Raw genomic sequence first — 26,164 nt, 5'->3', positions numbered from 1 at the left:
AACTCCAATCAAACCTAGCCATCGAAGCTGCCCGCGTCCTGGTGACGGCGCAACACCCCTAGTGCGCGACAAGCTGGCAAATCAAAAGCAAGCGGGTGTGCTATCACCGAATTAACTCATTCTTAGAGTGATGACCTGACCACCAATGGACAATCAACTGGCTGGGTTCCCGATACCTCAAGGGTCTCGATCAGGTGCCGGGCAGCCTTACGACCGATCTCATAGTATGGCAGTTGCACCGTGGTCAGCGGTGGGATGAACAGCTCGGCGATACCGATCATGTTGTCGTAGCCTAGCACGGCGACATCGTCGGGAATTTTCAGGCCACGGCCGAACAACAGCTGATAGGCACAAAAGGCAATGCGGTCGTTGCCACAGATCAGAATGTCGAATTGGGGGCGACCTTCGATGATGTGCCGGTCGAGGATGGCTGCGGTTTCACCATAGGCGTCATGAACGGAAAGGTCATATTGCAGGAGTGCATCAGGCGCCAGACCGAATGCCTGACAGGCACGCTGCAGGCCTTTTTGTCGCAGACCCCAGGCCAGACTCTGTTTTGGCAGATTGATACACAGAGGGCGCCGATAGCCTTGGCTCAAAGCGTGATGTACGGCTCGATACTGCCCTGTTTCGTCGTCTGGCACATAACTCACCAGGTGACTGTCATCTGCCAGGCAATTGGCGAGTACCAGGGGTTTGCTCTTCAAACGCTCGGGAATGCACACCTGGCGAAACCCCATGGCGCTGAAGATCAACCCGTCGGGACGGTGCGACAACATCAGGTCGATGTTCTGGTCGGTGGGCGGGTTGCTCAACAGGTTGAGGATAAAGACATTCCAGCCGGCTTGCTGTGCGGTCTGTTCGATGGACAGCAGCAGCTCGACCGCGAACGGTGTGGTCGCGGTGTCCAACGCGAACACCCCGATGGTTCGGGACTGGAGATTGTCGCCGCGCATTCTGCGCGCCGACAGGCTCGGTACGAATTGCAGTTCATCAATGGCGCGGCGCACCCGCTGAAGGGTTTCGGGACTCAATTTTTCCGGATTGTTGAGCGCTCGAGAAACGGTCATCAGGGACACGCCGGCCAGCTGTGCAACGTCTTTCACTGAAGTCATGCGAGGCGAAACCTGTCAGGTTGACGCAGAATCATGACACATGGCCCGCGCTTCTCGCGACTCGAATGACGCTACTCATAGCCATCCGCCGCTCATAGCCATCCAGAGTCGAGAGGCCATGCCTTGGGAATGGAGACACGCCCGCCACTCCCGCTGGCAAGGAGCTTCACGCCCAGACTGTCGGGCCGCGGATAAAGGCGACTGCTGAGGGTGAAGTGCCCGTTTTCGTCGAACACCTCGATGGACGAGCGATCGAGGAAAACACGCAGTTCCAGTCGCTCTTGTGTAGGGTCTATCGCCACGCTGCGCTGACCGGTGACTTGCGCACCCGAGCGGCTGCGGTCAAGCACCAGTCGATGCAGCGACGCATCGTAGTAGAGCAGAGTTTCCTCATGGCCATCGTCACTGCAGCGCAAGGCGATTCCCAAGTGCCCGCTGCAGCCGAGCAGATCCAGATGCACATGGATTTCGAGCATGTCGCCATTCACTTCCGGTACCCACCGGGTTCCCGATTCATCCCACCAGGGCGTGCCTGGCAATGGTGCTTTGCGCAGAGCGGTGAGTTCCCGTGCCGGATACACGCAAAGGCGATCAGCGCACAGTTCCAGTTCGCGCGGCAAACCGAGCATACCGCACCAGTGATGGGCCTGGCTCGGCATCGGGCTTTCCCACATGTCGAGCCACGCCCACACAAGGCGCCGACCGTCGGCGGCGAGTAGCGTTTGCGCGGCATAGAAATCATGGCCGTTATCCAGCTCGATAAAAGGCCCGCCCGTGAAGTGCCATTCGCTGTCGAGTCGGCCCACTCGATAACCGGTCTGGTACTTGTTCAGCCGTTCGTAACCCTCGGGTTGCATGCCCTGAGGGGAGTAGAGCAGCACATCGCGCCCGTTCAGTCGGAACAGATCCGGGCACTCCCACATATAGCCATCGCCCTCGCTGCCGCTGGACACATAGTCGAGGAATTCCCAGGTGTGCAGATCCGTGGAACGGTACAGCGGGAGCAACGGCACATCGCCCAGACGTGCGCCGGCAATCAGGTACCAGCAGTCGTCCTCCTGCCATACCTTGGGGTCACGAAAGTGCATGATCGTGTCTTGTGGCGCGGCTTCGATAACGGCGCCATGCTTGACGAACCGGATGCCGTCGGTGCTGGTGGCCAGGCACTGGACTTGACGGATCGAGCGCTCGTCACCCACGTCCCCCAGCCAGGTGTGCCCGGTGTAGATCAGCGCCAGGGTATCGCCACACACCACCGCGCTACCGGAAAAACAACCGTCGCGGTCGAAATCGTCGCCGGGCGCCAATGCAATGGGCAGATGTTGCCAATGGACCAGATCGGCACTCTTGGCGTGCCCCCAATACATCGGGCCCCATTTTGCTTCGAAGGGGTAATGTTGATAGAACACGTGATATTCGCCACGAAAGTACACCACCCCGTTAGGGTCGTTCATCCAGCCCGCTGGAGGGGCAATATGATAACCGGGTCGATAATCGTGGATCACGCGAGACAGGCCGTCACTCAGCGCATGCTGCGCAAGGTCAAGGGCGCAAGACATTGGAACGCTCATGGAATTCAAAGACACAGTCATAGGGCGCCTGCTCGTACCGAGCGCAAAGGGACGCCGTCTGATGGGGCTTCAATAGTTTGTGGGTGGCGCCTCAAGGCCGTGCCGTCGGCGTCGAACAGGTGCAGATTGCCGATCTCCAGTTGCAGCTCGACCCGATCGCCTACCTGCCATCCGGCGCTGACCTCGCAACGACAGATCAGTGACTCGTCCTGACCTGTCTCGAGGTGCACATAGGTTTCGCTGCCCAGGTATTCGACGGCGGTCACGACCACGCCGGCGGTTCCATCCGCCGCCTTGAGCGACACGTGCTCCGGGCGAATCCCCAGGGTCAGCTGCGTATCTGCCGCCAGCTTCGAGCTGTCGTAGGGCAGGGATGTGATACCCCATACGAGGGTATCGACCAGGCTGGTTTCGCCTGGGGCCTGCAGGCGAGCCGGCAGAAAATTCATCCTGGGCGAACCGAGAAATCCGGCGACAAAGCGACTGGCCGGACGTTCATAGAGTTCGCGTGGTGAACCGAACTGTTCTACGCGACCACCGTTGAGCACGACAATTTTGTCGGCCAGGGTCATTGCTTCAACCTGATCGTGGGTGACGTAGATCATGGTCGAGCCCAGTCGGGCATGCAGCCGGGCAATTTCGTTGCGCATCTGCACGCGCAAGGACGCATCCAGGTTGGAAAGCGGCTCATCGAACAACAAAATGTCCGGTTCCCGCGCCATGGCTCTGCCCATGGCCACACGCTGACGCTGCCCTCCAGACAATTCTTTTGGCTTGCGTTGCAGCAGTTTGTCCAACTGCAGGATTTGCGCAGTTTTCAGCACACGCTCGCGCAGACTGCTCTTTTCAGTCTTGGCCAGTTTGAGACCAAAACTGATGTTGTCGTAGACGCTCATGTGCGGGTACAGCGCATAAGACTGAAACACCATGCCGACGCCACGCTCGCGCGGCTCCAGGTCGTTGACCCGACGCCCGTCGATCAGCAGGTCGCCGCCGCAGATCGAATCCAGCCCGGCGATCAGGCGTAGCAGGGTCGACTTTCCGCAGCCCGAAGGGCCGACGAACACCACAAACTCACCCGCCGCGATTTCCAGGCTGACGTCACGAAGAATCCGCGCGCCGCCCAATTGTTTGTTCACGTTGTCTAGCTTCAACTTGATCACGATGCTGTTCCTTGTAGTTGTCGGGCATCAACCCTTTAACGCGCCGGCAGTGAGACCGGAAACGATTCGGCGCTGGAAGATCAGCACCAGAATCACCAGTGGGACGGTGACCACCACCGATGCGGCCATCAACAGCCCCCAAGGCAGCTCATGAGGACTCCCGCCGGAAATCAAGGCGATGGCGACCGGCACCGTGCGTTGCGTGTCGGTGAGGGTGAAGGTCAGGGCAAACAGGAACTCGTTCCACGCGGCGATGAAGGCCAACAAGCCAGTGGTGACCAGTGCGGGCCAGAGCAGCGGCAACAGCACGCGGGTCAGCGTGACCCAAGGCGACGCGCCATCCATGATTGCCGCTTCTTCCAGTTCATGCGGCAGTTGCCCCATGAACGTGGTCAGCACCCAGACGGTGAAGGGCAGAGTGAAAATCGTGTAGCTCAGGATCAACGCCCAGGACGTGTTGTACAGGCCCAGCGCGCGGATCACCTCGAACAGCCCCGATAGCACCGCAACCTGGGGAAACATCGACACACCAAGGACCATCATCAACACCGTGCCACGCCCACGAAACTTCACCCGGCCCAAGGCATAGGCGGCGGTCAGGCTGAGGAACAGCGCCAGTGTCACCACGCACAGAGCAACCACCAGCGAATTACCGATTGCCCGCAGGAATGAGGCTTGATGGAGTACCGCCGCATAATTGGAGAAGTCGGGGTTATCGATCCAGTAGCTCACCTCGAACAAGGCGCTGGACGGCTTCAGCGAAGTCACGATGGCGTAGTAGAAAGGGAAGACCGCATACAGCAGCAACACCCCGATCAGACACCAGAACCCGAGGCGCAACAGCGCTTTTTTCAGTAGACGCGGACTCATGACCGGACCTCCAATTGACGGCGTCCGAGGTAGAGATAAAGCATGGCGATGACCGCAACCACCAGAAACAGCAGGGTCGAGGCCGCGCTGCCGTAGCCAACGTCCTGAAACTCCACCAGATGCTGGCGGGCATACACCGACATACTCATGGTGCTCGATGAGTTCGAGGTCAGCACATAGATAACGTCGAATACCCGCAGCGAGTCGAGGATGCGGAAGATCGCCGCCACCAGCAATGCGGGCATCAGCAGGGGAAGCGTGACACGCCAGAACACCTTCAACGGGTGAATGCCATCGACCCGGGCGGCCTCGTAGCAATCGCTAGGTAACATCTGCAAGGCCGCCAGCATCAGCAGCGTGACAAACGGGACGGTCTTCCAGACATCGACGATGATCACCGCCCACATCGACAGATCCGCATCGGCCGTCCAGGCCAGGGGCGAATCAATCAGGCCGAGGCTCAGCATCAGGTGATTGATGATGCCGAACTGGTCGTTAAGCATCCATGACCAGATCTTTGCCGAGACAATGGTCGGAATCGCCCAGGGAATCAGAATCAACGCACGCACCAAGGAACGGCCGGTGAACCTGATGTTCAGCAGCAACGCCACCAGCAGTCCCAGTACGACTTCAAGTCCCACCGACACCACGGTGAAATGCAAGGTGTTGCGCACCGCGTTCCACCATTGCGGATCGACCAGGATGCCCGACCAACTGGTGCCGTTGTGGAACAGATAATTGCTCAAGCCAATGAAGGTTCCGCCACCGGTGTCCGCCAGGTTGGCGTCGGTCAGGCTGAACCAGAATGTCCGCAGTAGCGGCCAGGCCGCCACCAGGGCCAAACACAGCAGCATCGGCGTCAGAAACAGCCAGGCAGCGCGCACGCGGCGACGTTGTACGGGCGTTTCCCTGGTGAGCAGGAGCTCGTCACAGGGGGCATGGGTAGCAGAGACAGACATGGTGATTTCCTTCCTTTGGCTTACCAGTTCCGGCGCTTGATGCGCGTGAGTTCGCTTTCCAGTTCGGCCAGCGCCTGATCGACAGGCAACTCGCCCGCCAGCACGCCATGCACTCGATCGAAGAACGCATTGGAGACCCGTGGATAGCGATCGGCAGTGATTGAGGCGGGGCGCATCACCCCAGCGTTGAGAATGCTGTGCAGCTGAGCGTAATAAGGCATTGCCGCGAGCAGTTCGGGATCTTGATACAGCGACTCGATAACCGGGTTATAGGCGCCTATCAAAGAACGACGTTTTTGCTCTTGGGCACTGGTCAGGTAATTCACCAGTTCTGCCGCAAGTTTTGGATGGGCGCTGTAACGCGATACCGCCAGACCCCAGCCACCGAGAGTGGATGCATGGGTGCCGGTCTCGCCGCCGCGGGGCAGGGGAGCGACCCCGACCTTGTCTTTTACCGCACTGTCCTGGCTTTGCACCAGGGCCCAGACATACGGCCAGTTACGCATGAACAGCGCATTTCCCGACTGGAATACGCCACGGCCTTCTTCCTCGGTGTAATTGAGTACGCCCCGTGGGGAGATGTCTCCCACCCAGCTTTTCGCCAGGGTCAAAGCCGTTCTTGAGGCCTGACTGTTGACCACGATGTCGCCTCGTGGATTGACCAGTCCGCCTTCCGGTTGGCTGCTGATCCACTCCAGCGCATTGCACGTCAGGCCCTCGTAGGCGCGCCCTTGAAAGATGTAACCCCACGCATTGGGGTTCCCGGCAGTGCGTTCGGCCTGTTGAATATTCCTCGCGGTAGCGGTCATTTCCTCCCAAGTCTGGGGAACCTGCTGGTTGTACTTCTCGAGCAAGTCTTTGCGGTAATACAGCAGGCCCGAGTCGGTAAACCACGGCATCGTCACCAGCCGTCCGTTCACCGTGGCGTTATCCACCTGTGCCTGGAAGTAGCCATGGGTTGCGTTGGCTGGAAGCACCTCGCGCAGATCCATCAGATGTTTGGCCAGCATCCCTGGCCACACCATATCGATTTGAATGATGTCGATGTCGGCGGACTGCGCGCTGAGGATCTGTTGGTAGAACGACAACCTCTCGGTCGCCGAATTAGGCGTGGAAACCACCTCGACGTTGTTACCGGTCTGTTTTGACCACGCCTCGACAGCCTCCTTGCAGAGTTGTAACTCCGCACCCACCGCACCACACGAGATCGTCAGATCGGCTGCGCTCGAGAGGGATGGAAGCCCGGCACAGAGGGTGAGCAGTGCTGCTGGAAGGAGAGATTTGAGCTGTTTCATAAAGCCCTCTTTATTTTTGTTTTTAGAAAAGTTAACGTTAACATCGCCAAATGTAGCAGCGTATTTGCGATGAGGCATCCTTTTTTTCGTCGATTTTGACAATTCATCATTCACGAAAAAAGGGTCCGTCGCGGGAACAAAAACAATAAAAACAAAACAGGAAATCCACATGCAGAAAGCATCAAGCTGGCTACTCGCAGGTGTGCTTGGCACCTCGGCGGCAACCTCTCAGGCCGCGACTCTGGAACAACGCATGGCTGCGTTTGAAGCCCGTGCCAGCGCAGCGGAAAAACGCGCCGCCGCAGCCGAACAGCAAACCCAGGCACTTGCCAGAGAATTGCAACAGATCAAACTTGCCACTCCCGCCTTGCAGCCTGCAGCGTCTACTGCTGCAGCCATTTCGGCGCCTGCTTTGGACACCCGGCTGGCAAAACTCGAAGCCCGTCAGCAAAGCATGGAAAAGCAGGGCAGCAGCGGACACCTCACTGATGGGTTCAGCTTCAACGGCTACGCCCGCTCCGGATTGCTGATCAACGATCGGCTGGGTGGTGGTCGTGGCGGCCCTTATGAAACTCCTGCCGGTTCAGTCGGTGGTGCAGTCGGGCGACTCGGTAACGAGGACGACACCTACATGCGTATAGACCTGTCGAAAGAAATCTATGCGCAAAACGGCACCCGTTCCAAATTCACGGTCTCCATCGCCGATGGTGTGGAAAGTTCCAATGACTGGACGGCCGACGAAAGCAAACTGAACGTGCGCCAGGTATTCACAGCGCTTGACCATGTCGCTGCGTTCAAGGGCAATTCAGTGTTCGAGAACGCCACCCTGTGGGCAGGCAAGCGATTCGATAGAGATAATTTCGATATCCACTGGCTGGACTCGGACGTTGTCTATCTGGCCGGCACCGGGGGTGGAATCTACGATATGCAGATGAACAAGAATTGGCGTTCGAACTACTCTTTGATCGGGCGTAACTACGGGGATTTCAGTCAAGGCGATCTTAGTGCCGATGTGGAAAGCTACATCCTGACCTCCAACCAGTTCTTCGACAGTGGTCAGTGGCAGTGGATGTTCAATGCCATTGGCTCAAAGAAAAACGATTTCGGTACCCGCACCAATGAAGCCGGTCTGACGCCTGCGGATTCCGGTTTGCACAGCATGCTGGCCAATCACCAGAAAGACTTTTTCGGCAGGGAAGGCTTCTTCAAAACGGCGCTGCTCTACGGGCAAGGTCTGGGGGCAGAGGTCAAGAACATCGGCTCGGATGGCGAGCTGATCGACGACGCCCGCGCTCTGCGTCTGGCGGTTTATGGCGAGACACCCATAGCGCCGGGCTGGCGCATCGGCCCCAGCTTGTTGGCCGAGCAAAGCAAGGACAGATACGTCAAGGGTGACGATTACCGCTGGATGACCCTGAACGTGCGGTTGGCCAATAAAATCAACAGCAATTTCGAGATGGCCTACGAAATGAGCTGGCAAACCATGGACCTCGACCCCAAGGGCTACCTGCAACGTAATGCGGTCGACGGTAACTTCTGGAAATTCACGATCGCCCCGACATTCAAACCTGATGTTGGCGACCTGCTCACACGTCCCGAATTGCGAGTGTTCGCAAGCTTTATGAACTGGTCTTCGGACCTGGACAGATACAGTACCTCTGACTCCTTCGGCAAGTCGGACTTCAATGCTGGAGGCGTATGGCAGTACGGCATGCAGATGGAAACCTGGTTTTAATATTTGAACGCGTCCGGCCAACACCAAGGCGCATTGAGTAAGTGATTACCGGTCGAAGCTGATTAGCCAGCAGTTACCTACGACAAAGTATTGAGGAAATGACGATGGTATTGCCTCGCGCAGTAGTATTTGGCGAAGCTCTGACCGACCTTGTCCAAGGCACTCCTGGACAGTGGAAGGGCTACCCAGGTGGTGCTCCCTGGAACGTTGCACGAGCGCTAAGTCGCTTGGGTGTTGGCTGCGCTTTTGCTGGGTCGGTGAGCATGGATTCACTGGGTGACGAGATAGTTTCGCAGTCGGAAGCGGCAGCGTTAGATATGAGGTTTATCCAACGGGTAGACCGAGATCCTTTGGTCGCCATTGTTCCATCAAGCCGTCCTCCAAAATACTTTTTTGCTGGAGATGCCGATCTGTTTTTTGATCCTGATCTGATGCCCGAAGGATGGATCAATCAAGCAGAGCTGTGTCATTTCAGCTGCATCAGTTTGGCTCGACAGCCACTCGCAGGCAGGCTGGTTAAAATTGCTCGGCAGGCCAAAGAAGCTGGTAAACGGATTAGCTATGATCCGAACTGGCGCAATTTAATGGATAGCCATTATCGGGAGCAGACCTTCCCTACGATGACCGCCCTTGCTGACATGATTAAGCTTTCCGACGAAGACCTTCGGCAAATTTATCCAGGGCTGACCGAACACCAGGCAATGGATGAGCTTCGCGCTCTCAATCCTCAGGCGCAGATCCTGTTTACCCGAGGGGAACACGGGATGATTCTCCACACCCCGGACAGCCAACTCGAGCAGCCGGCTATTGCCGTGAAAGTGGAAGACACGGTTGGAGCAGGAGACGCTTGTATGGCTGGTTGGCTGGCGGCGGAGTTGCTGGGGATCTCAGACTTGAGCGCGCGCCTGCGATTTTCAGCGGCTTGCGCATCCATATCTTGCCGGTATGCCGGAGCCCATGCTCCAGCGCTAACTGATGTGGAAGGTTTGCTTCAGCGGCTAACACGTACCTGACCATGGTTGTCGGCGCCGAGGAGTTGTCCAAGTAAAAAGACGCAACTCGTGGTTGTCTGATAGACCTTCTAAGCGTGAGCCCCTGAGTATGGGAATGCGGAGCCTTCCCATACTCAGGGGCTTGGCCGCAGAAGCGCAGGCATGCGAGAGATTTAGCGACAGTCGTTACTTCTGTCGCCCGCGGTCGGAGAGGCGGGTGGTTTGAGCGCACATGAGATGTACTCCATGACACTTTTTGGTATTCCAAAGATTAGCTTCGGGTAGCCGGGAATACCATTGGGAATACCAAACTGCCTGGAACTCAAAAAACCTGGAAAGCCCCCCGCAGCCCTGAAACCCCCGTATTCACTGGATTTCAGGCACAAAAAAAGACGTCCGTGGACGTCTTTAGATGTTGAAGTGGTGGAGCCGGGGGGATTTGAACCCCCGTCCGCCAGTACTCCGCTGTCGGTACTACATGCGTAGCCGTGTCTATTAAGTTAACCCTCAGCGACCCGACGGGCAGGGTGCTTTGGGCGAGTTGTGTAAGTTTTAGCCGCTTCGTCCACAACGTACTGCACGGCGATTCTGTTCTATATGACAATCACTTTGGGTTTACAGACATCCCCTGGTGATTGCTGGACCCGAAGGTACCAGAAGCTCAGGATCTAAAGCTGCTTACGCAGCGAGAGAGAATTCCTGGCCGTAGGTTTCGTCATTGGCAACTATAAGTAGTTGCAACAGTGGATTTACGAGTTCTGTTACCAACTCGGCATGCACCTAAAGTTTCGCAACCGGCGTCGAATCCTAAACGGCCCCGAGCCTGTTGCTCTGTGAATCAAAGTGAGCAACAAGCCCGTGCAGTGTACGCCAACACGTCTCAGAAGGCCAACCCGAAGGTTGGCCACCGCAGATTATGGGTTGGCTTGGTTGCGCTGTTGGTCCGCGAGTGACAATCCCTGGGTGGCCTCGGTGACGCATTTTTTGTCATCCCCGGAGGCTTGTGAAGCTTCGGCGCTGGACATCAGTCTTTTGATCTCCATGGTGGTGTTTGCGGAGGTCGCCGGCAGTGAATTCACTTTGTTTTTGAGCTCTTGCAGCTTGCTCGTACAAAGGTTGTTGTCCGCAGCAAATACTGGAGAGGCCAACATTGCAGCAGAAATGAACAGACCAGCGAGTGCGGTACGTTTCATGGATATCTCCTTGAACTGATGGTCTCGGTGCTATATGAGCGGGCGGCTCGGCCGAGGTCGGAAAATAAGCCACGATTGATGGGGCCTATTTAAAAGACTACGGAGCGGCGCAGGAATTCGGTTTTAGCAGAAAGGTTATGAAAAAATTGTTTGATAAAAGCAATGGCATTAAAAGCGGGCGCAATCGGTTCTTTTCGCTGGTGGCCTCTTCCACATGACCAACCCCAGATGCAACAAAACCCGCAATTGGCGGGTTTTGGTTTGCTTCATATTGGGTGGCACCGGGGGCCACAAGCCCAACTCGAAGGTTGGCCTTGTGCTGGATTACTTCCCGCCTTTGTTCGCGTTCTTGATTTCCTGGATAGTTTGTTCGGTCTCGGCGATGCAATCATCCGTCCCTTCCTTGGTGCCTTTTGCCTGATCGGCTTTGGCTTGCTTGACGCTGTCCATTACCTGATCAGCCATCTCCGGAGGAGTCTGTGCCTTGGCATTTTCGATGGTTTTCAGGTTGACCGCACACAGGTCTTCGGCGGCAAACGAGGTGGACGCCATCAGCGAGACAGTAACGAACAGACCTAACAGTACAGAACGTTTCATGAGTATCTCCTTGAACTGAGGGTCCAGGCATCGCTGGCCATCAGGACGGGCTGCCGAGTTTGGGTCAAGCCCGGTAACCTCCGGGCTTGTTCTGTGGACTATGGCAGCGCATCAGGGTTCTGTTTTTCTTGCATAACCCTCGCCTGCGTTACCCGATCCACCAAATAGACTAGCCCGTGGTAATCAATTCCGCCGTGTTGCGTCAGACCTATTTCACACGTGCGGCTGGTAGAAATCCCCTCGCTACACTGCTGAACCGCGTCCTTGAGCGTGCGCAGCGAATGAGCATTCAACTCGGGCGTGGTAAAGCCCTTGTCGCCGGCAAACCCGCAGCAATGAATGCCTTCAGGAATAACCACGTTTTTGCTGCACTTGCGCGCCAGATCGATCAACGCCTGGCTTTCCCCAAGGTGCTGGGTGCTACAGGTGACGTGCACTGCGATTGGCGCCTCCTGCGGCGTGAAATCCAGACGATCCATCAGATGCGTACGAATGAAACGCACCGGGTCGTACAGGTCCAGACGCACATCGCCCAGGTCCTGGGCCAGACGCAAGGTGCAGGGGCTGGTGTCGCAATAGATCGGGTCGAGCCCGCCGCGGCTGGCGTGCAGCAAGGCGCCAATCAGTTCCTGGCGTTTGTGCTCGGCCTGTTCGGCGTAGCCCTTGGAGGCGAACGGTTGTCCGCAGCAGAGGTTGTCCAGGTTGTCCGGGAAGACCACTTGGTAACCGGCTTTTTCCAGCAGCCCACGGGTTTTGTCGTACAGCGACATTTGCTCTTTATCACCCGCCGCCGGGCCCATTGCCCGCGACACGCAGGCCGCGAGGTACACCACTCGAGGGCGTTCGTCCGACACGGTCGGGCTGAAGCGAATGGCTTTTTCCGGTTGCGGCATGGCGTTTGTCCACTGCGGGACCTGACCTTTGGATAGGCGCGTCAACGTTGCTGAAAGCTTTGCCAGTCGTGGCGCCCCCAACAGCATTCGCGCACCGTTGGCTACGTGCAGGGTGAAACGTGCACCTTGCAGCGCAGTGGCGAAATTACCTTCCAGCCAATTGGCGGTTTTCGTATGAGTTGCCTTCCGGCTGCGGAGTTTTTTCACCAGCTCGCCGGTGTTGATTCCTACAGGGCAACGCTGCGCGCAGAGGCCGGTGGCGGCGCAGGTGTCGATGCCTTGGTATTCGTACGCGGCTTCGAGTTCGGTGGTGTCCACGCCCGCGCGTTTCTTCGCCTGAATGTCACGCCAGATCACGATGCGCTGCCGCGGGCTCAGGGTCAGGCCTTTCGATGGGCAGACCGGTTCGCAGAAGCCGCACTCGATGCACTTGTCCACAATCTCATCGGCGGCTGGCAACGGCTTCAGATGCTTGAGGTGGATCTGTGGATCCTCACTGAGCACCACGTCCGGGTTGAGAATGCCATTAGGGTCAAGCAGACGTTTAAGCTGCCACATCAACTGGTAGGCATCGCTGCCCCATTCCAGTTCGACAAAGGGGGCCATGTTGCGCCCGGTGCCGTGTTCGGCTTTCAGCGAGCCGCCGAACTCCACCGCCACCAACTGCGCCACGTCGTCCATGAACGCCTGATAGCGTGCGACTTCTTCCGGGTTGTTGAAGCCTTGGGTGAAGACGAAGTGCAGATTGCCTTCCAACGCGTGTCCAAAAAGGATCGCTTCGTCGTAGTGATGTTTGTCGAACAGCTCGATCAAGCGGTTTACACCGATGGCCAGTTGTTCCACCGGGAAGGTCACGTCTTCGATGATCACTGTGGTGCCGGTTTTGCGCACGGCGCCGACGGCGGGGAAGGTGTCCTTGCGGATCGCCCAGAGCCGGGCGTTTTCCACCGGGTCTTCGGAGAAGTCGACTTGTTTTTCCACCGGGAAAGAAGTCAACGACGCCATGATGTGTGCCAGTTGTTCCTGCAGCAAAGTGGACGATGCGGCGCGGGATTCGATCAGCAGCGCGCAGGCATTGTTCGACAGCCGTTGTACGAAAGCGGGCATACCGGGTTTGTCCTGCACCGAACGCAGACTGCGCCGGTCCAGCAGTTCCACGGCCGACACCGGTTGGCTTTTCAGCACGGTTACGGCGTTGCAGCAGGTCTCCACGTCCGGAAACACGATCAGCGCCGAGGCCTTGTTCGGATGATCGATCACCGTGTCGTAAGTCACCGCGCTGATGAAACCGAGGGTGCCTTCGGAGCCCACCAGCAAGTGGCTCAAGATGTCCACAGGCTCGTCGAAATCCACCAGCGCATTGAGTGACAGCCCGGTGGTATTTTTCAGACGGTATTTGTGGCGAATTCTCGCCGCCAATTCGGCATTGGCGCGGGTTTCGCGGCCCAACGTTGCCAGGCGTTCAAGCAGCATAGCGTGGCTCTCACGAAACGCCGCAACACTCGCCACATCTTCGGTATCGAGACGGCTGCCGTCGGCCAGCACCAGACGAATGCCCGCCAACGTGTGATAAGTGTTTTGCGCCGTGCCGCAGCACATACCGCTGGCATTGTTGGCGACGATGCCACCAATCTTGCAGGCATTGATCGACGCCGGGTCCGGGCCGATCTTGCGTCCGAACGGCGCTAACCACGCGTTCGCCTGCGCGCCGATCACGCCCGGTTGCAGACGGATTTGCGTACCTTGCCCGCGAATCTCGCGACCGTTCCAGTTATCCCCCAGGACGATCAACACCGAATCGCTGATGGCCTGTCCGGACAGGCTGGTGCCGGCGGCGCGGAAGGTTACCGGGACCCGATCCCGTTGCGCCAGTTTAAGCAGCGCGACGACCTCATCTTCGGACTCGACACGAATCACCAGTTTCGGAATCAGCCGGTAGAAACTGGCGTCGGTGCCGAAGGCCAGGGTCGACAGCGGATCGTCGAAACGTCGCTCCTGGGGAATCAGTTGCTGCGCATCTCGCAGGAAAGCCGCCGGTAGATTCATTGGTCCTCCAGGATCATGACCACGAGGTCTTTCGGACCGTGAGCGCCGTAGGCCAGAACTTGCTCGATGTCGGCGGTTTTCGACGGGCCGGACACCAGCAGGGCGTTGGTCGGCATGCCTTGGGCCCACTCGAATTCCTGCTGCACTTGATAGAAGTTGTCGCGGATTTCACTGGCCTTGAGCAGGGCGAAATGCACTGGCGGCACCAGGCTCATCAGTCGCGGTTCTTCCCGCGTCGGCCAGAGAATCAGACTACCTGTGGCGGCGATTGCACCGAGGGTGCCGGTCAGGCTGGCCGGCGTGTCGTTGAACAATTCGGTCTTCCATTCTTCAACCGGACGGTCGTAGGACTTGAGCGTTGGCAGATCAGGATTTTTCGCCCAGTGCTGAGTGACACGTTGACCGTGAGGTGTAGTCGGTGCGATCAACAGACTCGGCAACTGGCGGTCCCGCAACAACTGAGCAAGCAACGAAGGCCAACCTTCACCGGACGTCAGATGGATTTCGGTGTGCACCACTTCCATCAGTTTGCGCAGCTGTGGGATGCGTTGCTCGGCGGTGTATGTGTAGGGCGCTGTCACCAGTTCGACGTCAAAATCGTCAGGCACCGGCGTGGTGCCCGTCAGACTTTTACGCAGTTTGGCGAGGATATTTTGCTTGGCGCTCATCAGCGATCTCCCTGTTTGGCCAGATGCTCGCGGGCCATGTCATGCAGTGAGCGGGCGGCGGGTTTCGGTGCGCTGTGGTTTTGCGTCCACGGGCCGACATTGCTCGGTGCCAGCGTGCGCAAGCGAGTGGCGAAGAAGCCGAACAGTCGATAAAGCGTGGGTGAACTGTTGAGCTTCGCCCAGGCATTCCAGATAAACCGCTCTTTGCGCGAGTACTTGCTGCCCTGGCCGCGCATCACTTGATGAGGGCTGTCCGGGGCTTTGACGTTCTCCTCTCGCAGGCGACGCAGCAGTGCCGGAATCGGAATTTTTACCGGACAGACTTCACCGCAGGCGCCACACAGCGACGAGGCGCTCGGGTGGTCCGGGACTTTCGCCAGGCCGACCATGTGCGGGGTGATGATTTTTCCGATAGGCCCAGGGTAAACCTCCCCATAGGCGTGGCCGCCAATTCGGGTGTAGACCGGGCAATGATTCATACAGGCGCCGCAGCGGATGCAGTTCAGGGTCTGGCGTAATTCGCTGTCGGCGAAGGCCTGGCTGCGACCGTTGTCGAGCAATACCAGGTGCACTTCCTGAGGGCCGTCGAGTTCATGCTCCTTGCGCGGGCCGGAGATCATGTTGACGTAGGTGGTGATCGGCTGGCCGAGGGCTGAACGGGTCAGCAGTGACAGCAGCGGCACCACATCGCGCAGGTTTTCCACGACTTTTTCGATGCCGGTGACGGCGATGTGTACCGGTGGCACCGTGGTGGTCATGCGTCCGTTGCCTTCGTTTTCCACCAACAGCAAGGTGCCTGTTTCGGCCACGGCGAAGTTGACGCCGGAGACGCCGATGTCCGCTTCGAAGAATTTCTGCCGCAAGACTTTGCGACCGATCTGAATGAGTTGGTCAACGTCCTTGGTGTATTCCACGCCAAGTTTGTCGTGGAACAAGGACGCGACCTGACCGGCATTCTTGTGGATCGCCGGCATAATAATGTGTGAAGGCTTCTCGTGGTCGAGCTGGACGATGTACTCGCCCATGTCCGATTCCAGGCATTCAATGCCCTGTTCAGCGAGGAAATGATTCATTTCCATCTCTTCGCTGACCATCGATTTGCCCTTGATCACTTGCCGCCCCTCGTGAGCGCGGATGATCGATAAGACGATGCCATTGGCCTCGTCCACCGTTTCCGCCCAGTGCACTGTCACACCGTTGCGGGTCAGGTTCTGTTCAAGCTGTTCGAGCAGGTCGGGCAACTTGGATAACGCACGGGCGCGGACAGCATTGCCCAGCACTCGCAAATGTTCTCTTTCGTGGGCATCGCTGAAGGACGCTGCCCGTTTTGTCATCAGCGAATCCATCGCCGTGCGAAAGTTATTTCGCAGTTGCTTGTCACCCAACGCCTTGTGAGCCCGGGTGCGAAAATCTTCTTCCACGGCAACCGTAGGAATAATCGCGGAAGCGTTCATAGAACACCTCCGGTTCGCTGCCAAAGGAAGCTGGCCAGGTGTTGGCCGCGCAATGCTTCCTTCTGTTTCTCCAGCGAGCCGTTGATGTTCATCAGGCAACCGCAGTCGGCACTCAGTACCTTGTGCGCGCCGGATTCCTTCAACGACCGGGTCTTGTCAGCCACCATCGCGCCGGAAATGTCTGGCATACGGACGCTGAAAGTCCCACCGAAGCCACAGCATTCACTTTCATGGTTGTGGTCGACTCGCTCCACGTTACGGAGCTGCGCCAACAACTCGCGGCCATGCAAGTGGGTGTTCATCTCACGGCGTGCCGAGCACGACGTGTGCAACGCCACTTTGACTGGCTCGCCACTGTCCTTGAGCTGCACCTTGCAGACAAACAACAGAAACTCGGCCAGTTCATAAGTCCGGGCAGCCAGCGCCTGAACCTGTTTCAAGGTTTCCGGCTCGTCCTTGAACAAGTCGGCGTAATGTTCGCGCAACATCCCGGCACACGATCCCGACGGCACCACCACCGGATAGTCCCCGGCAAACAGTGCCAGTTGCGAGCGTGCCACGGTCCTCGCCTGATCGGTGTAACCCGAGGTGTAGGCCGGTTGCCCGCAGCAGCTTTGCCCCTGCGGATACTCGACACGAATGCCTTCGCGTTCCAGCAAGTGAATCGCGTCCATCCCGGCTTCCGGGTAGAACAAATCCACCACGCAAGTTCCGAACAGGTAGACCCGTGACGGTTTCTCGCTGGGGTATTGCCGAGGCTCGGGCAGTGGCGGGGCGACGCGGGTCGCATTCGGCACAGCGTTGTAAAAAAGCTCGCTCATCAGGCGTGTCTCCGGGTGGTCCCGGTTATCCGTCTGTTAAGGCTGCTGAATATAGAGAGGCAAGCTTTCAGCAGCCTTACAGACCGGGTTGTGAATAGCTGACGCCGGAGTCGTGGTCCGGCGTCGGTTTTTGCTTTTTATCGTGTAGTACTTAGTGCACCAGCATGCCGGTGAACCAGTAGGCCTGAGCCAGCGTGATCAGGCCGACGATCGTTGCAAAGAATAGGCTGTGCTTGAGGGTGAAACGGAACAGATCCGATTCCTTGCCTACCAGACCAGTCGCGGCGCAGGCGACGGCGATCGATTGTGGCGAGATCATCTTGCCGGTCACGCCACCGCTGGTGTTCGCCGCAACCAGCAACACATCGTTGACGCCGATCTGGTGCGCAGTGGTCGCTTGCAGCGAACTGAACAGTGCGTTGGACGAGGTATCGGAACCGGTCAGGAACACACCCAGCCAGCCGAGGAACGGCGAGAAGAACGGGAAGGCTGCACCGGTGCCTGCCAGAACCAGCGCCATGGTCGAGGACATGCCCGAGTAGTTAGTGACGAAGGCAAAGGCGAGCACCATGCCGATGGACAGAATCGGCCAGCGCAGCTCGTAGAAGGTCTCTTTCAAAGTGGTCAGACCAGTTTTGACATTGATCTTCAGTACCAGCATCGAGATCAGCGCGGAGAAGAAAATCGCCGTGCCGGTCGCGGAAATCGGGTCGAGTTTGAACACCGCCGGAATAGCGGTCGGGGCAGACACGATCGGTGCAACCTTGATCACCATTTGGTCCAGGTGCGGGATCGCGAAGTTGAACACCCAGCTGTACATTGACCCGCCAGCGGCAAACATCGCCTTGAACGGTTTCAAAGTCCAGATAGTGACCAGCACGGTGAGGATCAGAAATGGTGACCAGGCTTTGAGAATTTCACCGAGGCTGTAGGGCGAAGCCACGGTGCTGCGCGGCTGACCGAAACCGCCGGCGCTGGACACCACGGAAGCCGAGACGGCACCGACGATGTGTGCGCCTGCGGCGCGTTTTGGCTGCCAGACTTTCAGGAACAGGGTTAGAGAAATCAGGCTGACCAGCGCCGAGGTGATGTCCGGCAGCTCCGGGCCAATGAAGTTCGAAGTGAAGTATTGGGTGACGGCAAAGCTCAAACCGGCCACCAGTGCGGCAGGCCAGGTTTCCCGCACGCCGCGCAGGCCATCCATCATGAACACCAGCCAGAACGGCACGAACACCGACAACAATGGCAGTTGCCGACCGGCCATGGCGCCAATCTTGAACGCGTCGATACCGGTGACTTGCCCGGCAACGATGATCGGAATCCCCAGGGCGCCGAAGGCAACCGGCGCGGTGTTGGCGATCAGGCACAGGCCCGCGGCGTACAACGGGTTGAAGCCCAGTCCTACCAACAGTGCGGCGGTAATCGCGACCGGCGCACCGAAACCGGCGGCACCTTCCAGGAAGGCGCCGAAGCAGAAGCCGATCAGCAGCACTTGCAGGCGCTGGTCGTCGGTGATCGACAGTACCGAGCTGCGGATCACTTCGAACTGACCACTCTTGACCGTCAATTTGTAGAGGAATACCGCCGCCACGATGATCCAGGCAATCGGCCACAGGCCGTAGGCGAAGCCATAGCCGGCGGCGGCGAAAGCCATGTCGACCGGCATCTGGAAGGCGAAGATCGCCACGGCAATGGACAAGGCCAGCGTGATGCTGCCGGCCACATGTCCTTTGAGTCGGAACACGGCCAATGCCAGGAAGAAAAACACGATGGGGATAACGGCCGCTAGCGCGGACACGCCGAGACTGCCGAGCGGAGAATAGAGCTGTTGCCAGGTTTGCATATGGGGTGGCCCCTAATTGTTGTTGGTCAGGCACTGGTCAGCGTTCTTGGATAATTGGTAATACCAATTTACAATCGCTGTTGGCTAGGGTAAAAGCCTTGTAGGCGGCGTGTCAATTTGCCGCCCTAAAACTTTTGTCGAATACGCGGTGCAGAAGTCATCTGGTCCGCTCGACCAAATGCCGTCTGGCAGGTGCTGACACAGCCCTGATAGGCCAGAATAGAGACCCCGGCGAGCCGTCGGGGTCGTGGAGAAATGAGTTATGGGGTTTGATCAGATTCGTCAGCGCCGTTTGTCTGACGATATTGTCGAGCAGCTCGAGGGGATGATTCTCGAGGGCACGCTGAAGGCGGGTGAGCGCTTGCCGGCCGAACGTGCGTTGGCCGAGCAGTTCGGCGTGTCACGCCCTTCGTTGCGCGAAGCGATTCAGAAACTGGCGGCCAAGGGCTTGCTGGTCAGTCGTCAGGGTGGCGGCAATTATGTGGTGGAGTCGCTGGGGTCAACCTTCAGCGATCCGCTGCTGCATCTGCTGGAAAGCAACCCTGAAGCGCAGCGCGATCTGCTGGAGTTTCGTCACACCCTGGAGGCCTCCTGCGCCTATTACGCCGCCATGCGTGCTACGGACGTTGATCGCGAGCGATTGACCGCGGCCTTCAACGAATTGCAGGACTGCTATACGCGTCACGACGAGGTAAGTCGGGCGGAAGAGGGGGCGGCGGATGCGAAATTCCATCTGGCGATTGCTGAGGCCAGTCACAACGCGGTGTTGCTGCACACCATTCGCGGGTTGTTCGATCTGCTCAAGCGTAACGTGGTGACTAACATCGGCGGTATGTACAAGCAGCGTACGGAAACCCGCGACATGCTTATCACGCAGCACCGGGAGTTGTACCTGGCGATCATTGAAGGAAGGGCCGAGCAGGCGCGGGAAGTCTCCAGTCGACACATTTTGTATGTGCAGGAAGTGCTGGAAGAAGTGCGTCAGGAAGTACAGCGCATGGCTCGGGCGGAGCGGCGCAAAGGAATGTAGAGATGACTGTGGCGAGGGAGCTTGTCGGATCGCCGCACCGTCCCGCTCGACTGCGCAGCAGTCGCCGGCAGTCTACAAGCGAGGGCTGCTTCGCACCCCAGCGGGAGCAAGCTCCCTCGCCACACTCAGGCCGAAAGATTAATCTTCCTTGCCCTTGTTGCGCACCGCACGCTGCAACTCGCGACCGGCGTCGCGTTCACGTTCGGTATCACGCTTGTCGTATTCCTTCTTGCCCTTGCCCAGAGCGATCTCGCACTTGACCATGTGCTTGCTCCAGTACCAGGACAGGCACACGCAGGCATAGCCTTTTTGCTGAACGGCCGTGGCCAGCTTCTCCAGCTCGCGCCGGTTGAGCAGCAATTTTCGGGTGCGGGTCGGATCAGCGATGACGTGGGTGCTGGCGGTCATCAGCGGCGTAATGTGGCTACCGAGCAACCAGGCTTCGCCATCCTTGAGCAGTACGTAACTGTCAACCAGTTGCAGCTTGCTTGCCCGCAGACTTTTTACTTCCCAGCCGGCCAGGACCAGACCAGCCTCGAACTTGTGCTCGATGAAGTAATCGTGTCGCGCCTTTTTGTTTTGCGCGATGGTCCCTGTTGGGTGTTTCTTCTGTTTAGCCATAGGGGCGGCATTATAGGGAGTTGCACGCGAGTCGGCTACGGTATCGCTACGTGCTTGAGCAGGTTGATTGAATCCCGGACAATGCGGCCTCTTTTTTGAACGCTTGGGCGTGATAACGATGTCGACAGACAAGGTTTCTGTCCACGGCAGTTGGGCTAGCCGCTGGGTCTTCATACTCGCCGCGACCGGTTCGGCCGTGGGCCTGGGTAGTATCTGGAAATTCCCGTACATGGTCGGCGTCTACGGCGGCGGCGCCTTCGTGCTGATGTTCCTGGCCTGTATCGCGCTGATCGGTGTGCCGGTCATGCTGGCCGAAACCCTGATCGGCCGCCGTGCACGGCAGAGCCCGGCCAACGCCCTGAAGGTATTGGCGCTGGAAGCCGGGCATTCGGGTAAATGGTCCTGGGGCGCATTCGCCGGGATGATCACGGCGTTGCTGATCTTGTCTTTCTATAGTGTGGTCGGCGGCTGGTCGCTGGATTACATCATCGACATGGGCCGTGGCGACTTCCAGGGAGTGACGGCTGATCAGGTCGGCGCGTACTTTGGCAACGTTATCTCCGACCCATGGCGCCTGACACTTTGGCACACGATTTTCATGCTGCTGTCGGCGGTGGTCATCGCCAAGGGCGTGGTCGCGGGCCTGGAGCGCAGCCTGCGGATCATGATGCCGCTGCTGTTCGTGATGGTGATTGTTCTGCTGGGCTACAGCATGACCACCGGCCATTTCATGGAAGGCGTGCATTTCATGTTCGACTTCCACCCGGAAAAAGTACTCGACGGCTTGCTGCCCGCCATGGGGCACGCGTTTTTTTCCCTGAGCGTGGGCGTCGGCTCGATCATGATCTACGGCGCCTATATGCCGAAGAATTCATCGATTTCAGGCACCATCGTCGGCGTGGCGCTGCTCGATACCTTCGTTTCCCTGGTAGCGGGTCTGGCATTGTTTCCGATCGTGTTCGCCGCGGGCCTGAACCCGAGCGAAGGCCCTGGCCTGATGTTCGTAAGCCTGCCATTTGCCTTTGGTAACGTAGCGTTTGGCCAGTTGATGGGCGTAGTGTTCTTCGTGCTCGTAGCGATTGCAGCCTGGAGCTCGGCGATTTCCTTGCTTGAGCCGATGGTGGCTTACCTGGTTGAGCGCACGAAAGTCAGCCGCGCCTGGGTGACCTTTTGGCTGGCATTTATCTGCTGGTTTGTCGGTCTGGGCACGGTGTTTTCCTTCAATATCTGGAAGGAAGCCAAATTTTTCGTGAACGAAGACGGAATGTTCCACCTCTATCAATGGGGTGCGGCCGGTGGCCTGGACTTCTTTGGTGTGATCGATTTCTTCACCTCGCGGATCATGTTGCCACTCGGTGGTTTGTGTTTCGTGGTGTTTGCAGGCTGGGTGATGGGGCGTGAAGCGGTACGCGACGAGCTGTCGATCCGCAACCCCGTATTGTTCGCCCTGTCCCTGTTCTTGATGCGCTATGTGGCGCCCATCGGCATTCTCGTAGTGTTTGCCGCCCAGCTGTGGAAGTGACGCTGACATGACGACACACATTCAACGTTCGGCCCTGCTGCCGTATCCGGCACAAGCGCTGTATGACCTGGTCAACGACGTGGCGCGTTACCCGGAGTTTCTGCCGTGGTGCTCATCGGCCGAAGTCCTGGAGAGTTCTCCTGAGCATATGCGCGCTAGTGTCGGTGTGGCCAAGGGCGGTCTCAGCCAGCATTTCGTAACGCGCAACACGCTGGTGCCTGGGCATTCGATCGAGATGAACCTCGAGGAAGGCCCGTTCAATCAACTGCATGGCGTCTGGGTGTTCAAACCGTTGGGCGAGAAAGCCTGCAAGATCAGTCTGGACCTGTCGTTCGATTACGCCGGGCCGATTGTCCGCGCGACCCTGGGGCCGTTGTTCAATCAGGCGGCCAATACGCTGGTGGATGCTTTCTGCCAGCGCGCCAAGCAGATGCATGGTTGAGGCCGTGATCGACGTTGAGGTGGTGTATGCCGCCATTGATCGGCAGGTGCTTCTCTCGGTGACGGTTCCCGCCGGAGCGACAGTGCGGGCGGCTTTGCTGAAGTCAGGCATCGGCGAGTCGTTTTCCGAGCTGGATCTGGCCAGTTGCCCGGTGGGGATCTTCGGTAAAGTGATCGCTGATCCGGACAAGCATCCTGTCCAGGCTGGAGATCGCATCGAGATATACCGACCATTGCTGGCTGATCCGAAAGAAGTTCGTCGGTTGCGCGCAGCCAAGGCTGCTGAGGCCAAAAACCGGAATCAGTGATTCGCTCAAATGCTGGACAATAAAAAACCCGGACATGCCGGGTTTTTTATTGCGTCGCAAATTATTGCGGCGAGGTTTCCAGAGGTTCTGGAGTCGGGACTGGAACGGTTTCTACACCGTCGACGTCCTTCTGGATCTGGTCCAGCAACGAACCTGGCTTGACCGGTTTTTCTGGTTTCGGTTTCTCGGCGTTTTCTGCTGGCGCAGCAACTGTGGTGCCGCTGTCCTTGCCGAGAATGGCTTCGTCGCGGCTCACGCCTGGCATGAAATCACCAGAGAGGCTGACAAGCTGGTCATTTGGGTTGAAGATAACGCTAATGCGTTCCTGTTGGCGTTCGCCGCCACCCGGTTGCAGGCTGTACAGATAATCCCAGCGATCGGCATGGAACGTGTCGGTCAACAGAGGGTTGCCCATGATAAACCGTACTTGCTTGCGGGTCATTCCCGGGCGTAACTGGTCTATCATGTCCTGCGTGACGACATTGCCCTGCTGGATGTCGATTTTGTAAACCCCGGGGAATGAACAACCGGCGAGTGCGAGCAGTCCCACAAAGGTGAAACTGGTTAGCAAGAGCTTGGTGTTTTGCATCGGTGGGCGACTTCCACTATCTTGGCTGGGACAACGTAAACGCCGATCATACCCGCATTAAGAGAAGCTGCGAAGCAGCATCGCGAGAAAGCTGACCATGGTTGAAAATAGCGAACTACGCAAAGCCGGCCTCAAAGTGACCCTTCCACGGGTCAAAATTCTGCAAATGCTCGATTCCGCCGAGCAACGCCACATGAGTGCCGAGGATGTCTACAAGGCGCTGATGGAGGCTGGTGAGGACGTCGGTCTGGCCACGGTTTACCGTGTCCTGACCCAGTTCGAGGCAGCTGGCCTTGTGGTGCGGCACAACTTCGACGGGGGCCATGCGGTCTTCGAGCTGGACGACGGCAAGCATCACGACCACATGGTCAACGTCGAGACCAGTGAAGTGATCGAATTCTTCGACGAAGAAATCGAGCGACTGCAGAAGGCAATCGTCGACAAGTATGGCTTCGAGATGGTTGATCACAACCTTGTGCTGTACGTACGCAAGAAAAAGTAAGCATGTCGCGCGAACTTAAGGTTCGCGAAACGAGCGAAGGCGACCCCAGGGTCGCCTTCGTGCTTTCTGCCGATCTCAAATTTTTGCAGTAACGACCATTTTTTTTGCGTGAGCCAGAGATTCCTTGGTGAGGTCAATGCCTCCCAGCATCCGCGCCACTTCTTCGACACGATCGTTCTTGCTCAGCTTGGAGACGGCTGTGTGAGTGGCATCTTCGCCGCGCACTTTGTGTGCGAATAGATGTTGATGTCCCTGCGCTGCTACTTGCGGCAAGTGAGTTACCGTCAATACCTGCCCGCGCTCCCCAAGTCGACGCAGCAATTGGCCTACGATTTCGGCAGTCGGGCCGCCGATGCCCACGTCCACTTCGTCGAACACCAGGGTCGGTACGCGGGAGGTCTGAGCGGTGATCACTTGAATCGCCAGGCTGATCCGTGACAGTTCGCCGCCGGATGCCACTTTTGCCAGGGCTTTCAGCGGTTGCCCTGGGTTGGCGCTCACGAGCAGTTCTACCTGCTCAAGTCCATTCGGCAGGAGTTCATCGCTGCCGTTGGGGCGCAGTTCGATGGTGAAACGACCGCCGGGCATGCCCAGTCGCTGGATTTCCTGCTCCACGGCGCTGGCCAGGCTGTTCGACGCCTGATGGCGCAAATCGCTCAGCTCACGAGCCTTCTCTTGATAATGACGGGCATAGGAGGCCAGTTCATCGCTCAATCGCTCGATGGATTCGTCGTTGGCGTTCAGGGTTTCGATTTCATCCAGCAAGCGCTGCTGCATCTCGGCCACTTCGGTCGGCTGGATGCGGTGTTTGCGCGCCATGGTATAGATCGCATCAAGGCGCTCCTCCAGGTACTGAAGACGCGCTGGATCGGCATCGAAGTTATCAAGGAAGCGGTTCAGTTCTCCCACGGCTTCTTCGACCTGGATCTGTGCGCTGGTCAGCAGGCTGCTGGCTTCACCCAGGGCCCCAATCGAGTTGTTGACGCTCGAAAGGCGATTGAGGCTGGCGGTGAGGGCGTTTAGTACATTCCCGGAATCACTTTCGCTGCATTGCTCGACCACCTGCCGGCAAATGCCCAGCAGGGTTTCGGCGTTGGTCAGGTTCTTGTGTTCCTGTTCCAGCTGCTCCAGCTCGTTTTCGCCGAGGCCGAGGTTTTCCAGCTCTTCGAGTTGATAGCTGAGCAATTGATGGCGAGCGCGCTGCTCGTCGCCAGAATTGGAAAGGCGTTCCAGCTCCTGACGGGTCTGGCGCCAGCGTTGGGCGGCCAGGTGTACCTGACGGGCAAGGTCCGTCGCACCGGCGTACTCGTCGAGCAGCCGGCGGTGCGTGTCGGTCTTGAGCAGGGATTGATGTTCATGCTGGCTGTGGATATCGATCAGTAGCTCGCCCAGGGCTTTGAGATCGCTGAGGGGGCAGGGCGTGCCGTTGATGTAGCCACGCGAGCGCCCTTCGGCGGTGATCACCCGGCGCAGGATGCACGGGCCGTCGCTCTCCAGGTCACGCTCGGCCAGCCAGGCACTGGCTTCTGGAATTTCGACCAGATCGAAGGTTGCCAGGATATCGGCCTTGTCGGCGCCGGGACGGACCACGCCGCTGTCGGCGCGATCGCCCAGGGTCAGGCCGAGGGCGTCGAGCATGATCGACTTGCCGGCGCCGGTTTCCCCAGTGATCACGCTCATCCCGCGATCGAGTTCGAGATCGAGATGTTCAACGATGGCGTAGTTATGTACGGACAGGTGCACCAGCATAAAGGCCGCTCCCAGGCTTTAGGTCTGGTTATTTATACAGTGTTTTGTTTCCGGCTGACAATGCCCTCCCTTAGCTCGATTTGCTTGATCCGACGAAATCCTTAGTGCGCCCGGGAATGACAATGCAGCTGTTTTTTGTAGGGTTAATAAATCAGCGCCCCTTGAAGCTGAATTTTGCGGCCCCATA

The 26,164-nt window shown here is 58.0% G+C and carries 23 protein-coding genes and 1 other RNA gene; 7 read left to right on the top strand and 17 right to left on the bottom strand.

The genetic code is table 11. From position 1 onward, the window contains the following. Positions 1 to 122: 122 nt before the first annotated feature. From ACSQ87_RS27955 to ACSQ87_RS27930, 6 genes are all read right to left on the bottom strand, one after another. A complete protein-coding gene (locus ACSQ87_RS27955; RefSeq protein WP_223433137.1) occupies positions 123 to 1,115 on the bottom strand; it encodes a LacI family DNA-binding transcriptional regulator in 993 nt (330 codons plus the stop codon). Positions 1,116 to 1,207: 92 nt separating this feature from the next. Beyond that, positions 1,208 to 2,707, bottom strand: coding sequence for a glycoside hydrolase family 32 protein (locus tag ACSQ87_RS27950; RefSeq protein WP_436274823.1), 1,500 nt, complete (start codon positions 2,705 to 2,707; stop codon positions 1,208 to 1,210). Then, positions 2,704 to 3,849 carry an ABC transporter ATP-binding protein gene (locus ACSQ87_RS27945; RefSeq protein ID WP_436274822.1) on the bottom strand — a complete coding sequence of 382 codons (1,146 nt, stop codon included), beginning with the start codon at positions 3,847 to 3,849 and terminating at the stop codon, positions 2,704 to 2,706. Before ACSQ87_RS27945 ends, ACSQ87_RS27950 begins: the two co-directional genes overlap by 4 nt. Before the next feature lie 27 nt (positions 3,850 to 3,876). After that, positions 3,877 to 4,719 (bottom strand): carbohydrate ABC transporter permease, encoded by an 843-nt coding sequence (locus ACSQ87_RS27940; RefSeq protein ID WP_150658701.1) that lies wholly within the window; start codon positions 4,717 to 4,719, stop codon positions 3,877 to 3,879. Continuing rightward, on the bottom strand, positions 4,716 to 5,678 hold the full coding sequence (locus ACSQ87_RS27935) for a carbohydrate ABC transporter permease (RefSeq protein WP_436274821.1): 963 nt from the start codon (positions 5,676 to 5,678) through the stop codon (positions 4,716 to 4,718). The genes ACSQ87_RS27940 and ACSQ87_RS27935 overlap by 4 nt, the downstream gene beginning before the upstream one ends. A 20-nt stretch (positions 5,679 to 5,698) precedes the next feature. Next, on the bottom strand, positions 5,699 to 6,973 hold the full coding sequence (locus ACSQ87_RS27930) for an ABC transporter substrate-binding protein (RefSeq protein ID WP_436275123.1): 1,275 nt from the start codon (positions 6,971 to 6,973) through the stop codon (positions 5,699 to 5,701). Between the two features lie 169 nt (positions 6,974 to 7,142). On the opposite strand from ACSQ87_RS27930, the gene ACSQ87_RS27925 reads away from it, so the two are divergent. Beyond that, a complete protein-coding gene (locus ACSQ87_RS27925; RefSeq protein WP_436274820.1) occupies positions 7,143 to 8,708 on the top strand; it encodes a carbohydrate porin in 1,566 nt (521 codons plus the stop codon). A gap of 104 nt (positions 8,709 to 8,812) precedes the next feature. Then, entirely contained in the window at positions 8,813 to 9,721 is a 909-nt protein-coding gene (locus ACSQ87_RS27920) for a carbohydrate kinase family protein (protein ID WP_436274819.1), read from the top strand. Positions 9,722 to 10,121: 400 nt separating this feature from the next. Here ACSQ87_RS27920 and ssrA read toward each other — a convergent pair. From ssrA to ACSQ87_RS27880, 8 genes are all read right to left on the bottom strand, one after another. Further along, positions 10,122 to 10,519: a transfer-messenger RNA gene (gene ssrA, locus ACSQ87_RS27915) on the bottom strand. 95 nt (positions 10,520 to 10,614) lie between these two features. Then, entirely contained in the window at positions 10,615 to 10,893 is a 279-nt protein-coding gene (locus ACSQ87_RS27910) for a hypothetical protein (protein WP_436274818.1), read from the bottom strand. 324 nt (positions 10,894 to 11,217) lie between these two features. After that, complete coding sequence (locus tag ACSQ87_RS27905; RefSeq protein ID WP_223432319.1) at positions 11,218 to 11,490, bottom strand: hypothetical protein; 273 nt, start codon at positions 11,488 to 11,490, stop codon at positions 11,218 to 11,220. 98 nt (positions 11,491 to 11,588) lie between these two features. Then, a complete protein-coding gene (locus tag ACSQ87_RS27900; protein ID WP_436274817.1) occupies positions 11,589 to 14,429 on the bottom strand; it encodes an FAD-binding and (Fe-S)-binding domain-containing protein in 2,841 nt (946 codons plus the stop codon). Beyond that, positions 14,426 to 15,097 (bottom strand): LutC/YkgG family protein, encoded by a 672-nt coding sequence (locus tag ACSQ87_RS27895; RefSeq protein ID WP_223432317.1) that lies wholly within the window; start codon positions 15,095 to 15,097, stop codon positions 14,426 to 14,428. Before ACSQ87_RS27895 ends, ACSQ87_RS27900 begins: the two co-directional genes overlap by 4 nt. Further along, positions 15,097 to 16,551: a LutB/LldF family L-lactate oxidation iron-sulfur protein gene (locus tag ACSQ87_RS27890; RefSeq protein ID WP_223432316.1), complete on the bottom strand. Its 1,455-nt coding sequence runs from the start codon at positions 16,549 to 16,551 to the stop codon at positions 15,097 to 15,099. The genes ACSQ87_RS27895 and ACSQ87_RS27890 overlap by 1 nt, the downstream gene beginning before the upstream one ends. Beyond that, positions 16,548 to 17,372 carry a (Fe-S)-binding protein gene (locus tag ACSQ87_RS27885; RefSeq protein ID WP_223432315.1) on the bottom strand — a complete coding sequence of 275 codons (825 nt, stop codon included), beginning with the start codon at positions 17,370 to 17,372 and terminating at the stop codon, positions 16,548 to 16,550. Before ACSQ87_RS27885 ends, ACSQ87_RS27890 begins: the two co-directional genes overlap by 4 nt. Before the next feature lie 151 nt (positions 17,373 to 17,523). After that, complete coding sequence (locus ACSQ87_RS27880; RefSeq protein WP_436274816.1) at positions 17,524 to 19,215, bottom strand: lactate permease LctP family transporter; 1,692 nt, start codon at positions 19,213 to 19,215, stop codon at positions 17,524 to 17,526. A 262-nt stretch (positions 19,216 to 19,477) separates the two neighbouring features. On the opposite strand from ACSQ87_RS27880, the gene ACSQ87_RS27875 reads away from it, so the two are divergent. Further along, positions 19,478 to 20,245 (top strand): GntR family transcriptional regulator, encoded by a 768-nt coding sequence (locus ACSQ87_RS27875; RefSeq protein WP_008149047.1) that lies wholly within the window; start codon positions 19,478 to 19,480, stop codon positions 20,243 to 20,245. Between the two features lie 138 nt (positions 20,246 to 20,383). On the opposite strand, the gene smpB is transcribed toward ACSQ87_RS27875, so the two are convergent. Continuing rightward, positions 20,384 to 20,866: an SsrA-binding protein SmpB gene (gene smpB, locus ACSQ87_RS27870; protein WP_008149046.1), complete on the bottom strand. Its 483-nt coding sequence runs from the start codon at positions 20,864 to 20,866 to the stop codon at positions 20,384 to 20,386. Between the two features lie 118 nt (positions 20,867 to 20,984). Between smpB and ACSQ87_RS27865 the strand changes: the two genes are divergently transcribed. The 3 genes from ACSQ87_RS27865 to ACSQ87_RS27855 are packed head-to-tail and all read left to right on the top strand — an operon-like array spanning position 20,985 to position 23,137. Continuing rightward, on the top strand, positions 20,985 to 22,388 hold the full coding sequence (locus ACSQ87_RS27865; RefSeq protein WP_436274815.1) for a sodium-dependent transporter: 1,404 nt from the start codon (positions 20,985 to 20,987) through the stop codon (positions 22,386 to 22,388). Positions 22,389 to 22,395: 7 nt separating this feature from the next. After that, a complete protein-coding gene (locus ACSQ87_RS27860) occupies positions 22,396 to 22,830 on the top strand; it encodes a type II toxin-antitoxin system RatA family toxin (protein WP_033058141.1) in 435 nt (144 codons plus the stop codon). Further along, positions 22,823 to 23,137 (top strand): RnfH family protein, encoded by a 315-nt coding sequence (locus tag ACSQ87_RS27855; RefSeq protein WP_436274814.1) that lies wholly within the window; start codon positions 22,823 to 22,825, stop codon positions 23,135 to 23,137. The genes ACSQ87_RS27860 and ACSQ87_RS27855 overlap by 8 nt, the downstream gene beginning before the upstream one ends. A 61-nt stretch (positions 23,138 to 23,198) precedes the next feature. On the opposite strand, the gene ACSQ87_RS27850 is transcribed toward ACSQ87_RS27855, so the two are convergent. Next, positions 23,199 to 23,726, bottom strand: a complete 528-nt coding sequence (locus tag ACSQ87_RS27850) for an outer membrane protein assembly factor BamE (RefSeq protein ID WP_008149042.1) — start codon at positions 23,724 to 23,726, stop codon at positions 23,199 to 23,201. A gap of 97 nt (positions 23,727 to 23,823) precedes the next feature. On the opposite strand from ACSQ87_RS27850, the gene fur reads away from it, so the two are divergent. Further along, positions 23,824 to 24,228, top strand: coding sequence for a ferric iron uptake transcriptional regulator (gene fur / locus ACSQ87_RS27845; protein WP_003197684.1), 405 nt, complete (start codon positions 23,824 to 23,826; stop codon positions 24,226 to 24,228). A gap of 75 nt (positions 24,229 to 24,303) precedes the next feature. Here fur and recN read toward each other — a convergent pair whose 3' ends face one another. Beyond that, positions 24,304 to 25,977 carry a DNA repair protein RecN gene (gene recN, locus ACSQ87_RS27840; RefSeq protein WP_436274813.1) on the bottom strand — a complete coding sequence of 558 codons (1,674 nt, stop codon included), beginning with the start codon at positions 25,975 to 25,977 and terminating at the stop codon, positions 24,304 to 24,306. Positions 25,978 to 26,164 lie beyond the last annotated feature (187 nt).

The organism is Pseudomonas sp. LjRoot277, from assembly GCF_964253845.1.
Taxonomy (GTDB): domain Bacteria; phylum Pseudomonadota; class Gammaproteobacteria; order Pseudomonadales; family Pseudomonadaceae; genus Aquipseudomonas.
Note: the sequence above shows the minus strand (reverse complement) of the source record. Positions and strands in the feature narration are given on the sequence as shown.